Here is a 12,228-nt window from a genome sequence, read left to right as displayed (position 1 = left end):
ACCTACAGATACCCAGGCGTACCAACTACGGTACGGACAGAGCAGTACAGCAGCAGAAGAAGGGCTTTCCGTGTACGAAGGCGTTGTTCAGGACCTCATCGACGAACTGGGCAGGCTGCCCGGCGTCGGTCCCAAGAGCGCGCAGCGGATCGCCTTTCACATCCTTCAGACCGAGCCGACCGATGTACGACGTCTCGCGCACGCCCTCCTGGAGGTCAAGGACAAGGTCCGGTTCTGCTCGGTGTGCGGCAACGTCGCCCAGCAGGAGCAGTGCAACATCTGCCGGGACACCCGCCGCGACCTGACCGTCATCTGTGTGGTCGAGGAGCCGAAGGACGTCGTCGCGATCGAGCGGACCCGCGAGTTCAGGGGCCGCTACCACGTACTCGGCGGCGCGATCAGCCCGATCGAGGGCGTCGGTCCCGACGATCTGCGCATCCGTGAGCTGCTGACCCGGCTCGCGGACGGCTCCGTCACGGAGCTGATCCTGGCGACCGACCCCAACCTGGAGGGCGAGGCCACCGCGACGTACCTGGCGCGGATGATCAAGCCCATGGGTCTCCGGGTGACCAGGCTGGCCAGCGGCCTGCCCGTGGGCGGTGACCTGGAGTACGCCGACGAGGTCACCCTGGGCCGCGCGTTCGAAGGCAGGCGGCTCCTGGATGTCTGACGCCCGCGCCGTACTTCTCCGGCCCCACTCACCGTCCGAGACCGCGCCTACGGGAGGTCCCCTCGATGTCTGACGCCACGCTGAACTCCGTCACGCAGGACCCGGACGACTTCGCCGTCCAGATCGCTGACCAGATCAAGACGTTCATCGTCGCGGTCACCGAGGTGTCCAAGGTCGAGGAGCCGGAGGAGGCCGTCCCCGTACTGCTGCTCCAGGTCTCGCAACTCCTGCTCGCGGGAGGAAGACTCGGTGCGTACGAGGACGTCCTGCCCGACGAGCGCTACGAGCCGGACCTCGGCCCCGAGCCGGACGCGGACGGCCTGCGCGAACGGTTCGCGGCCCTCCTCGAACCGATCGACGTCTACTCCGAGGTCTTCGACCCGTACGAGCCCCGCAAGGCGCCGCTCCCGCACCGCATCTCCGACGGCCTGGCCGACCTGGTCACCGACCTCGGCCACGGCCTGGCCCACTACGAGGCGGACCGCACGGCCGAGGCGCTGTGGTGGTGGCAGTTCTCGTACTTCTCCAACTGGGGCTCCACGGCCTCCGCGACCCTGCGGGCCCTCCAGTCCCTGGTCGCCCACATCCGCCTGAACCAGCCCCTTGCGGAGCTCGACGGCCTGGACACGGACCAGGACCCGGGCGACGCCGACCTGGCGGAGGAGGCGGGCCGCGTGATGTTCCAGGAGATCGCGGGTCCGCTGGGCCTCGGCCCGGTGAAGTAACCGCACATCCGTACGGACACTCCGGCGTGGCCCATGAGCACCACGGGCCACGCCGGAGGTATGTCGTCGCAGGTCGCCCCGGGGCTCAAGCCCGAGCCCCGAGCTCTTTCTGTAGGAATGGGTGGTCGGGTTCAATCCCACCCACCCACCCACCCACGTGCCCTGCGGACGCGTGCGGACCGCACACGAAGTGACTTTCGGTGACCGGCTTGCGTCGGAGCGTGTGCACGCTCTAGGTTCGCGTTGAGCAACCCACAATCCGAAAAACGGACGACCCCGGCGGTGCGCCAACACCAACCGGGGTCTTGCCGAACGAGATCGAGACAGAGGTCGATCCGATGGCTACGGCCCACATTAGTGCCGCCCTGCGCGCACCGTCCCACCCGATGGCCAAAGCCGGTTACGGCAAACGCCACGCGCCCGGCGAGGCCCCGCGCGGCGCGGCCGACTTCGCCCATCTGCCCGCCAGGGAAGCGGCGATCGCCGGATATATCGACCGGCTCCCCGAAGGCTCCGCCATCGGCTACAAGCCGCTCGCCGAGGAGCTGTCCGACTACGGGCAGCAGGCGTGCCGCAGCGCCCTGGACCGGCTGACCCGGGCCGGGCACCTGCGCCGCATCAAGGTGCACCTCACCGTCGACGGCGGCGGAAAGCGCTGGGTGACGCGTACGTACTTCTCCCGGACGGCCCGCGACGCGGCCTGGTGGGCGGAGTTCGTGCGCTTCATCCGGGGCGTGGACGTCACCGGCCAGCCGGCCGCCGTGCCGGAGGCGCCGCAGGCCGGCCCGCAGGCCGACACGGTGGGCGAGCCGCCCGCGCGCTCGGAGGCGTACGACGTCCTGGCGGGACTCGGCCGCAAGGAGCCCAGGCTCCAGCTCTCGGACGGCGAGTGCGTGGTGCTGGAACACCTGGTCGACGAGTGGATGGCGCGCGGCGCCGGCCGCGAACAGGTCACCCATGCCCTGGTGGCGGGGTTGCCGGCCTCCGTGCACTCCGCCGGAGCCTTCCTCCGTACCCGACTGGAGAACAAGATGCCCCCCGCCCCGCAGCCCGCCGGGAACGTGCAGCAGGAAGAGATCGTCGGCGCCGAGATGATGTGCGCGTTCTGCGACGAGGACGAGACCACGACCACGCTGATCGACGGCGTCTGCGTGGACTGCCGCGCCGACATCGACCGCGACGAGGCGGCCGGGGAGACGGGCGACGTACCGGACACGTTCCTGGCCCGCCCCCGGCAGCGGCCGGACGTCGCCGCCCGGGTGGCCGAGCTGCGCGCCGCGGCCGGCCGGGGGACCCTTCCGCTGCCCAGGCGCCGGTAGGAGGCCACGACCAGGCCGCCGCACCCATCGTTGTGGACTGGGACACAGAAGGGCGTGGTTCGGGTGCCGGTGGGCAGCAACCCCGTACGAGCGGTTCGGGACGGCACGCCGGACCATGTGGTGGGCGGGACATCTCACCATCTGGTATGGACGGGTCGAACCCGGGCTGCTCGTTAAACTGAGCCGACCGCACCATTGAACTGAGCGAGGAGCGCACGTGGGCCTTGTCGTGCAGAAGTACGGAGGCTCCTCCGTAGCCGATGCCGAGGGCATCAAGCGCGTCGCCAAGCGAGTCGTCGATGCCAAGAAGAACGGCAACCAGGTGGTTGTCGTGGTGTCAGCGATGGGCGACACGACGGACGAGTTGATCGATCTCGCCGAGCAGGTCTCCCCGATCCCTGCCGGGCGGGAGTTCGACATGCTGCTGACCGCGGGAGAGCGGATCTCCATGGCGCTGCTGGCCATGGCGATCAAGAACCTGGGCCACGAGGCCCAGTCGTTCACGGGCAGCCAGGCCGGCGTCATCACCGACTCGGTTCACAACAAAGCGCGGATCATCGACGTCACGCCGGGCCGGATTCGTACCGCGCTCGACGAGGGCAACATCGCGATCGTCGCCGGGTTCCAGGGTGTGTCCCAGGACAAGAAGGACATCACCACCCTCGGCCGGGGCGGGTCCGACACCACCGCCGTCGCACTCGCGGCGGCGCTGGACGCCGAGGTCTGTGAGATCTACACCGACGTGGACGGTGTCTTCACCGCCGACCCCCGGGTCGTGAAGAAGGCCCGGAAGATCGACTGGATCTCCTCCGAGGACATGCTGGAGCTGGCCGCGTCCGGTTCCAAGGTGCTGCTCCACCGCTGTGTGGAGTACGCACGCCGTTACAACATCCCGATCCACGTCCGCTCGTCCTTCTCCGGACTGCGCGGCACCTGGGTCAGCAACGAGCCGCAAGGGGACCAGCAGGTGGAGCACGCGATCATCTCCGGAGTCGCCCACGACATCTCGGAGGCCAAGGTCACGGTCGTCGGCGTGCCCGACAAGCCGGGCGAGGCCGCCGCGATCTTCCGCACCATCGCGAACGCGGAAGTCAACATCGACATGGTGGTCCAGAACGTCTCCGCCGCCTCGACGGGTCTGACGGACATCTCCTTCACCCTTCCGAAGTCCGAGGGCCGCAAGGCCATCGACGCCCTGGAGCGGCAGAAGGGTGCGATCGGCTTCGACTCGCTGCGTTACGACGACCAGATCGCCAAGATCTCCCTGGTCGGCGCGGGTATGAAGACGAACCCCGGCGTCACCGCGGGCTTCTTCGAGGCGCTGTCGGACGCGGGCGTGAACATCGAGCTCATCTCGACCTCCGAGATCCGCATCTCGGTGGTCACCCGTGCCGACGACGTCATCGAGGCCGTCCGCGCCGTGCACACCGCCTTCGGACTCGACAGCGACTCCGACGAGGCCGTGGTCTACGGGGGCACCGGACGATGACGCACAGCCGCCCTTCGCTCGCGGTCGTCGGTGCGACCGGGGTGATCGGCGGCGTCATGCTCCAGATCCTTTCGCAGCACGCGGATGTCTGGGGCGAGGTGAAGCTGATCTCCTCGCCGCGGTCGGCCGGCCGGAAGCTGGTCGTCCGCGGTGCGGAGACAGAGGTCCTCGCGCTCCACGAGGACGTGTTCGACGGGGTCGACGTGGCCCTCTTCCTGGTCCCGGACGACGTGTCCGCCCGGTGGGCGCCGGTCGCCGTGGCCAAGGGCGCGGTGGTCATCGACGACTCCGCCGCCTTCCGGATGGACGACGACGTGCCGCTGGTCGTCCCCGAGATCAACTCCCATGCCGCCCGGCTCCGGCCGCGCGGCATCGTCGCGTCCCCGCACTGCACGACGCTGTCACTGATCGTCGCGGTCGGCGCGCTGCACGCCGAGTTCGGCCTCCGGGAACTGATCGTCTCCTCCTACCAGGCGGTGAGCGGCGCGGGCCGAGAAGGCGTCGCCGCGCTCCGCGAGGAGCTGTCCCTCGTCGCCGGTACGGAACTGGGCACCCACCCCGGAGACGTACGGCGCGCTCTGGGCGACGGTGGCGCGAGCCCGTTCGCCGCCCCGGTGGCGCTGAACGTCGTGCCGTGGGCGGGGACCGATGCCGGGCACGGCTGGTCCTCCGAGGAGATCGCGATCCGCCAGGAGTGCCGGAAGATCCTGAGCCTGCCGAACCTCCGGGCCACCGCCACCTGCGTGTACGTGCCCGTGGTCGCGACGCACTCGATGTCCGTCCACGCACGCTTCGAGAACGAGGTCCCCGTGCACCGGGCCCACGAGATCCTGGCGACCGCCCCCGGGGTGGTGCTCTTCGACAGTCCGGCGGCCGGTGACTTCCCCACCCCGTCGGATGTGGTCGGCACCGATCCCACCTGGGTCGGCCGGGTACGGCAGTCGATGGACGATCCGAGAGCGCTCGAAATGTTCATCTGCGGCGATAACCTCAGAAAAGGGGCAGCGCTGAATATCGCGCAGATCGCCGAGTCCGTGGCCGCCGAATTTCCCCGTACCTGAACAAGCCGGTTTTGTGGGATCTGTGCGTTCCCTGTGAGCAACTAGCAGGTCTGAACCTCTTGAGCTGGGACATTGCCGTATCCGACGATGATCTCCTGGCTTTCTGCAACCGCGGGTCGGACGACTGCGTCTCTGTCGTCACCCTTCTGTGGCGGGGCACATTTTTGGGGCATTCGGGGAAGAGCAGGTATGTATGAGGGCATGTCGCACAGCGCCGAACGCGGTGGCGCACGCGTACAACCCTGACGGGGGAAGCGTGTCCAACAGGCGTGGCAGAGGTTCTCGACATCACAGTGGTGGGCCCGTTGCGAGGCGCTTCGTTGCGTCCGCTCCGGAAGCCCCGCGCAGCCGGCGGCATGCCGGTGATCGCGCCCATGCCCGCAGCGCGTTCCACCCGGCTGCCTTCGCAGCGCGGGGGCGCTGAGGAGACGGTGGCGGCGGGGACCACGGTCGATCACCTCACGGAGACGTACAGCGCCCACTACCGTTCACTGCTGGGCCTGGCGGCCCTGCTGCTGGACGACACCGCGTCGTGCGAGGACGTGGTGCAGGAGGCGTTCATCCGCGTGCACTCGGCGCGCAACCGGGTACGTGACCCGGAGAAGACACTCGCCTACCTCCGCCAGACGGTGGTCAACCTCTCGCGTTCCGCGCTGCGTCGGCGCATTCTCGGCCTCAAGCTGCTCTCCAAGCCCATGCCGGACATGGCGAGCGCGGAGGAGGGGCGTACGACCAACTGGAGCGGGACGCGCTGATCAAGGCGATGAAGGGCCTGCAACGGCGACAGCGTGAGGTGCTGGTACTGCGCTATTTCGCCGATATGACGGAGGCTCAGGTCGCGGAGACCCTCGGGATATCACTCGGCTCGGTCAAGGCGTACGGTTCCCGAGGCATCGCGGCGCTGCGCGTCGTGATGGAGGCGCAGGTATGAGTGGCCCAGAACCCAGGCATGAGAGCGACCGAACTGGAAACGGAATTGTGAACCACGGGTCGGAGAACGCACCGAACGCCTCCTCGGAGGCTCAGGGTCAGGTTCCGGACCAGGAGCCGACCCAGGAAGTGGAACTCGAACCGGAAGTTGAACCGGAAGTTGAACCGGGACGTGAGCCCGAGGTCCGACCGGCACCGGAGCTCGAACGGGACGTCGCCCCGCAGCCGCAGCCGCAACCGGAGCCGCACGGTGTGCAGGCCCGTGACACAGCGGCCGTCGACGGCGAAGGTGACGCCGTGCCGCCCGTCGACGGCCGGGACGACGGTGAAGGCGCAGGCGCAGGCGACGGTGAGGACGACCCGGCCGGTACGCGGGTGCTGACCGGCCTCTTCGGCCGCGTCCCGGCGGCCGGCGCGGAAGCCGTCCCCGAGGCGGAAGCCGGCCTCGACGAGCTCGCCCTGCGGCGCATGCTCCGTGGAGCCGTACAGGACCTCGCCCCCTCCAGCGGCACCCTCGACCACCTCCACCGCGCCGTGCCCGCCCGGCGCGCGCGGCGGCGGCAGGCGGTCGTCGGCTTCGCCGCCGCGGCCCTGCTGATCGGCACCGCGGTCCCCGCCTTCGTTCACGTCGCGCGCTCGGACGGGGACACCGGCGTCAACTCCGCCATCGCCGGTCACGGCGAGCAGGCCCAGGGCGGCAGCGGTGAGGAACCGGACGAGAAGCCCGACGGCGGCAAGGAGTCCGGACCCGCCGACGAGGTGACCGACAGCGGCGAGGGCGAACCGGATGTCTCCGCCTCCCCCTCCGAGGACGGCGCCACGGTCCCCGGCCCCGAGGCCGGCGGCGGCGGCGTCGTCGACGCACCGCGCTCCGAAGCGGCGGCCGTCCCCGGCTGCGGCCCCGGCCAGCTGGGTGTCGTCTCGGCCGAGTCGGGCGCCCCGGGCGCGGACGGCGTGGTGTACGGCACCTTCCGGATCTCCAACGTCTCTGCCACCGAGTGCTCGGTGAGCGGCGACGGTTCGGTGGGCGTGCAGACGACGGGCGCGGCCGACCCGCTCAGGGTGCAGGTCGTCAAGCACGCGGCGGGCGACCCGGCGGCCGGACTGCCCGATCCCGCGACGGAGCCGGGCACGGTGACGCTGAAGCCGGCCATGGCGTACGAGGTGCGGTTCGCCTGGGTGCCGTCGGACACCTGTCCGGTGACAGAGCCCACGCCCACCCCCACGCCCACGGACGACGGCGCCGCTGGTTCCACGGGCGACGGTACGGCCTCGGAGGGCACGGGGACCCAGTTCGGCGGTGAGGACGGCGGCACCATGGACGGCGGCATCGCGGTGACGCACACCCCGGAAGCGGGCTCACCCTCGGCTCAGACGACGATCACCAACGCCTGCGCGGGCACGGTCTACCGCACGGGAGTGCTCCCGGCCTCGCAGTGACGGGGCTCGCAGTGCCGGTGCCGCACCATGACGGGGTCGTGGCGGCGCCGGTTCAGTCGGCGTCGGCCGCGAGTCCCAGCTCCACGTCGCGCGCGGCCTCGGCCTCGCGCCTCATCAGCCGGAACCACATGAAGAGCACGAAGCCGCCGAAGACGAACCACTCGCCGGTGTAGCCGAGGTTCTGGAACGCCTTGAGGTCGAGCCCGCTGTTCTGCGGCGCCTCGGCGGGCACCGGCTTCAGCGCGCTCGCGTCCTTCGCGCCGCCTGCCGCGCCCGCACCGCCCGCCTCGGGCTTCTGGAGCGTGATCCAGGCGTCGTACACGTCGTAGGGCACCAGGTTGACCAGCGTCGCGGCGCTGATGATGCCGAGCTGGCCCTCGGGCAGCCCGCCCCTGGAGTGGGCGCCCTCGGTGCCCGCGTTCTCGGACGCCTGGAGATCCCCGGTCACCGTGACCTCGCCGGCCGGTGCGGCGGGCACGTCGGTGGCGCCCGCGTCGCCCGGCAGCCAGCCGCGTACGACGGGCAGGGCCTTGCCGCTGTCCGTACGGAGCAGGTTGAGGACGTAGAAGCCGTCGCGGTCGTCCAGCTCGCGGCCGGGGACGAGGAACTGCTCGGCGTACGTCCCGGTGGCGGTCGCGGGACTGCCGGACGTCACCTGGTCGACCGGCAGCAGGGAGTCCAGGGGCCTGGCGGCCCGCGTGCCGGGATCGGGCCGCTTCCCGGCCTCCTCGTGCGACTGCACGCGGTCCTCGAAGCGGCCGAGCTGCCAGGTGCCCATGAAGACGCAGAACGGGATGGCCAGCGCGACGAAGAGGTGAATCCCCCACCATCGCGGGGTCAGCAGGAACCGGTACACCCCTCCACGGTACGGTCCCCGCTCCGGGCTTCCGGATCTGGGGGCCCTCGGCCACGCCGGGGATGTCGAGAAACCGTTTCCGGCTCCGTCCTCGTAGTGCAAGCGGCCACAATGGGCCGCACCAGAGCACCGAGGAGAACCACCATGGCCAAGTACCTGCTGCTCAAGCACTACCGCGGAGCCCCGGCCGCCGCCAACGACGTCCCCATGGACCGGTGGACACCCGAGGAGATCTCGGCCCACATGCGGTACATGCAGGACTTCGCGGACCGCCTGGAAGGGAGCGGCGAGTTCGTCGACGGTCAGGCGCTCGCCCCCGAGGGGACCTTCGTCCGGTACGACGGCGAGGGGCGCCCGCCCGTCACGGACGGCCCGTTCGCCGAGACGAAGGACCTCATCGCCGGGTGGATGATGATCGACGTCGACAGCTACGAGCGTGCCGTCGAGCTGGCCGGGGAACTCTCGGCCGCTCCCGGGGCGGGCGGGAAGCCGATCCACGAGTGGCTCGAACTTCGCCCGCTCCTGACCGCGCCTCCCACCATCACGGAGTGACCTCCCAGGTGAACGAGGTACTGCTCCGGAGCCTCACGCCCAGCGTGCTCGGCGTCCTCGTCCGCCGCGGAGCCGACTTCGCGGCGGCCGAGGACGCGGTGCAGGAGGCGCTGGCCGACGCGGTACGGGTCTGGCCGGCCGACCCGCCCCGGGACCCGAAGGGCTGGCTGGTCACCGCGGCCTGGCGCCGGTTCCTCGACGCGACCCGGGCGGAGGCCGCCCGCCGCCGCCGCGAGGACCTGGTGGTCGAGGAGCCGGCGCCCGGGCCCGCGCCGGCGGTGGACGACACGCTCCAGCTGTACTTCCTGTGCGCCCATCCGTTGCTGACGCCGTCGTCCGCGGTCGCGCTCACGCTGCGCGCCGTGGGCGGGCTGACCACCCGCCAGATCGCCCAGGCGTATCTGGTGCCGGAGGCCACCATGGCCCAGCGCATCAGCCGGGCCAAGCGCACCGTGTCCGGTGTGCGGTTCGACCGGCCCGGCGACGTCGCCACCGTGCTGCGTGTCCTCTACCTGGTGTTCAACGAGGGCTACTCCGGCGATGTCGACCTGGCCGCCGAGGCCGTCCGGCTGACCCGGCAGCTCGCGGCGACGATCGACCACCCCGAGGTGGCGGGGCTGCTCGCCCTGATGCTGCTCCACCACGCCAGGCGGTCCGCCCGGACCGCGCCTGACGGCAGCCTGGTGCCGCTGGCCGAGCAGGACCGGGGCCGGTGGGACACGGTGCTGATCGCCGAGGGCGTCGAGATCCTTCAGGCGGCACTCGCCCGCGACCGGCTGGGCCAGTTCCAGGCGCAGGCGGCCATCGCGGCGCTCCACGCCGACGCGCCGCGTGCGGAGGAGACCGACTGGGTGCAGATCGTCGAGTGGTACGACGAGCTCGCGCGCCTCACGGACAGCCCGGTCGTGCGGCTCAACCGGGCGGTGGCGGTCGGGGAGGCCGACGGCCCGCGCGCGGGCCTGGCGGCGCTGGCGGCCCTGGACGAATCGCTGCCCCGCCGGGCCGCGGTGGCGGCGTACCTCCACGAGTGCGACGGCGACCTGGCGACGGCGGCGCGGCTGTACGCCGAGGCGGCCCGCAACGCCCCCAACCTCGCCGAACGCGCCCACCTGACCCGCCAGGCGGCCCGGCTCAACACCCACCGGGGCCTCTGAGGGCGGGGGAGGGCGGGGGCCACGGGCCGGGCGCACGGGTTTGAGGACCCGTGCGTCGCGGACCGGGCCTCGGTCTTGAGGCCCGCCCCCGCCCCGCCCCCCGCCCCCCGCCCCGTACGCCCTCCGGCCTCAGCCTTCTCCGAGGTGCCGGAGCGCGAAGTCCAGTTCCAGGCGCACCTGCTTGATCCGTTCCTCCACGACCAGGGAGCCGTGGCCCGCGTCGTACCGGTACACCTCGTGCACCGCGCCGCGTGCCTTCAGGCGGTCCACGTAGTTCTCCACCTGGCGGATGGGGCAGCGCGGATCGTTGACGCCCGCGGAGATGTAGACGGGAGCGCGCACCGCGTCGACGTAGGTCAGCGGGGAAGACGCCTCGAAGCGCTCGGGCACCTCCTCCGGAGTGCCGCCCAGCAGCGTCCGGTCCATCGCCTTGAGGGCCTCCATCTCGTCGTGGTAGGCCGTGACGTAGTCGGCGACCGGAACGGCGGCAAGCCCCAGCGCCCAGGCGTCCGGCTGCGTGCCGAGGCCGAGCAGGGTCAGATAGCCGCCCCAGGAACCGCCCGCCAGGACCAGCCGGGCCGGGTCGGCGAGACCGGACTTCACCGCCCAGTCGCGGACGGCAGCGATGTCCTCCAGCTCGATCAGCCCGACGCGGTGCTTCAGCGCGTCCGTCCAGGCACGGCCGTAACCCGTCGACCCGCGGTAGTTCACCCGGATGACGGCGAACCCGTGGTCCACCCAGGCGGCCGGGCCGGACGCGAAGGCGTCGCTGTCGTGCCAGGTCGGACCGCCGTGGATCTCGAAGACGGTCGGGAACGGGCCGTCCCCGCCGGCGGGCCGCTGGACGAGTGCGTGGACCCGGCCGCCGGGGCCCTCCACCCAGGCGTCCTCGACAGGCACCGACGCCGGCGCCTTCGGGCCCGGCGGGTCCAGGACCACCGCGCCGGTGGTGGACCGGACGACCGGGGGCAGCGCGGCCGACGACCAGAGGTACTCCACGGTGCCGTCCGGGCGGGCCGTCGCGCCCGACACCGTGCCGGCCGGGGTCTCCACCCGGAACGGCTCCTTCGCGCCGGGCTCGTACCGCCACAGCTCGCTGCGTGCCTCGAAGCTGTGCTCGATGAGCAGCGCGGAGCCGTCCGGATACCACTCGGCGCCCACATCACCAGGAAGGTCTATGGGGAGATCCGTCTCCGTCCCCGCGACCGGGTCCCAGATCATCGGCTCCCAGCGCCCCCGGCGCTGGTGTCCGACGAGGAGACGGGTGTCCCCGGCCGCCGGGGCGAAGCCCAGGACGGTGAGGCCCAGCTCCTTGGTGCCGCCCTCGGTGTCGTCGAGCTCGGCGAGCGTCGAACCGTCCGGCCGCACCACCCGCAGCGCCGAGTGCATCGCGTCGCCGTGCTCCGTGTGCTCCAGGGCGATCATCGTGCCGTCGTGGGAGAGGTCCCCGACCCCGGCGGACTCCCGGTGCCGGTAGATCTCCACGGGTGCGGCGGAGGGCCGTACGACGTGGATGGTCGTGCCCTCCTCGTCGGTGGACCGGCCGATCACCGCCGTACCGTCCCGGCCGATGGCGAGACCCGCCGGGTAGGAGGCTTCCAGGCCGGGGGCGGCGGGCTCGTCCTGCCCCTGGGGGCCGTCGAACGGCTGCCGCATCCACACACCGAACTCGTCACCGTCGCTGTCGCTGAACCACCAGATGGCCGATCCGTCAGGGGTCAGCACCCCGTCGGTCGTCCCGTTGGGCCGGTCGGTCACCTGGCGCTGCCGGCCGCTCGCCCGGTCCCAGGCGTAGAGCTCGTACGTCCCGGTGGCGTTGGAGACGAAGAGTGAGCGGTCAGGGGCGTCCTCGGCCCAGTCGGGCAGGGACACCCGCGGCGCGCGGAAGCGCTGCTCCCACTCGGGCGTGGACGAGCTGTCCGGCGAGGACGAGCTCTCCGGCGTGGACGGGACCTTCTGTGTGTCGCTCATGCCACCATCCAACCCGATCGGGCGCCGCGCCCGAGTGGCCTGTGGATAACTGTTCGCGTGA

The 12,228-nt window shown here is 71.4% G+C and carries 10 protein-coding genes and 1 pseudogene; 9 read left to right on the top strand and 2 right to left on the bottom strand.

Annotation, left to right across the window (positions count from 1 at the left end):
* Window positions 1–70: 70 nt before the first annotated feature.
* The 7 genes and pseudogenes from recR to Sfulv_RS13205 all read left to right on the top strand — a co-directional run bounded on the left by recR (window position 71) and on the right by Sfulv_RS13205 (window position 7,634).
* Complete coding sequence (recR, locus tag Sfulv_RS13235) at window positions 71–670, top strand: recombination mediator RecR (RefSeq protein WP_173313878.1); 600 nt, start codon at window positions 71–73, stop codon at window positions 668–670.
* 65 nt (window positions 671–735) lie between these two features.
* Window positions 736–1,395 carry a DUF5063 domain-containing protein gene (locus tag Sfulv_RS13230; protein ID WP_173313877.1) on the top strand — a complete coding sequence of 220 codons (660 nt, stop codon included), beginning with the start codon at window positions 736–738 and terminating at the stop codon, window positions 1,393–1,395.
* 338 nt (window positions 1,396–1,733) lie between these two features.
* A complete protein-coding gene (locus Sfulv_RS13225; protein WP_246353104.1) occupies window positions 1,734–2,714 on the top strand; it encodes a hypothetical protein in 981 nt (326 codons plus the stop codon).
* 217 nt (window positions 2,715–2,931) lie between these two features.
* Window positions 2,932–4,203, top strand: coding sequence for an aspartate kinase (locus Sfulv_RS13220; protein WP_173313876.1), 1,272 nt, complete (start codon window positions 2,932–2,934; stop codon window positions 4,201–4,203).
* Window positions 4,200–5,264, top strand: a complete 1,065-nt coding sequence (locus Sfulv_RS13215; protein ID WP_173313875.1) for an aspartate-semialdehyde dehydrogenase — start codon at window positions 4,200–4,202, stop codon at window positions 5,262–5,264. Before Sfulv_RS13220 ends, Sfulv_RS13215 begins: the two co-directional genes overlap by 4 nt.
* A gap of 356 nt (window positions 5,265–5,620) precedes the next feature.
* Window positions 5,621–6,195, top strand: a pseudogene (locus Sfulv_RS13210) (SigE family RNA polymerase sigma factor).
* A gap of 128 nt (window positions 6,196–6,323) precedes the next feature.
* On the top strand, window positions 6,324–7,634 hold the full coding sequence (locus Sfulv_RS13205) for a hypothetical protein (protein WP_371874663.1): 1,311 nt from the start codon (window positions 6,324–6,326) through the stop codon (window positions 7,632–7,634).
* Between the two features lie 52 nt (window positions 7,635–7,686).
* Here Sfulv_RS13205 and Sfulv_RS13200 read toward each other — a convergent pair whose 3' ends face one another.
* Window positions 7,687–8,490 carry an SURF1 family protein gene (locus tag Sfulv_RS13200; RefSeq protein WP_173313873.1) on the bottom strand — a complete coding sequence of 268 codons (804 nt, stop codon included), beginning with the start codon at window positions 8,488–8,490 and terminating at the stop codon, window positions 7,687–7,689.
* A 144-nt stretch (window positions 8,491–8,634) separates the two neighbouring features.
* Between Sfulv_RS13200 and Sfulv_RS13195 the strand changes: the two genes are divergently transcribed.
* Together Sfulv_RS13195 and Sfulv_RS13190 are read left to right on the top strand one after the other, a co-directional pair.
* Window positions 8,635–9,042, top strand: coding sequence for a YciI family protein (locus tag Sfulv_RS13195; protein ID WP_173313872.1), 408 nt, complete (start codon window positions 8,635–8,637; stop codon window positions 9,040–9,042).
* A gap of 8 nt (window positions 9,043–9,050) precedes the next feature.
* The gene (locus tag Sfulv_RS13190; RefSeq protein ID WP_173317819.1) at window positions 9,051–10,196 is read left to right on the top strand and encodes an RNA polymerase sigma factor; all 1,146 of its coding nucleotides are present in this window, start codon (window positions 9,051–9,053) and stop codon (window positions 10,194–10,196) included.
* Window positions 10,197–10,325: 129 nt separating this feature from the next.
* Here the strand turns inward: Sfulv_RS13190 and Sfulv_RS13185 are convergent, their stop codons facing one another.
* Window positions 10,326–12,167, bottom strand: coding sequence for a S9 family peptidase (locus Sfulv_RS13185; RefSeq protein WP_173313871.1), 1,842 nt, complete (start codon window positions 12,165–12,167; stop codon window positions 10,326–10,328).
* Between the last annotated feature and the right edge of the window lie 61 nt (window positions 12,168–12,228).

It is taken from the genome of Streptomyces fulvorobeus (assembly GCF_013167895.1).
Taxonomy (GTDB): domain Bacteria; phylum Actinomycetota; class Actinomycetes; order Streptomycetales; family Streptomycetaceae; genus Streptomyces; species Streptomyces fulvorobeus.
This window is presented reverse-complemented; position numbering and strand designations above follow the sequence as displayed.

Coding starts and splice junctions, on each gene's coding strand:
- Sfulv_RS13215 (WP_173313875.1), top strand. CDS start 4,200: ATGACGCACAGCCGCCCTTCGCTCGCGGTCGTCGGTGCGACCGGGGTG.
- Sfulv_RS13225 (WP_246353104.1), top strand. CDS start 1,734: ATGGCTACGGCCCACATTAGTGCCGCCCTGCGCGCACCGTCCCACCCG.
- Sfulv_RS13195 (WP_173313872.1), top strand. CDS start 8,635: ATGGCCAAGTACCTGCTGCTCAAGCACTACCGCGGAGCCCCGGCCGCC.
- Sfulv_RS13230 (WP_173313877.1), top strand. CDS start 736: ATGTCTGACGCCACGCTGAACTCCGTCACGCAGGACCCGGACGACTTC.
- Sfulv_RS13185 (WP_173313871.1), bottom strand. CDS start 12,167: ATGAGCGACACACAGAAGGTCCCGTCCACGCCGGAGAGCTCGTCCTCG.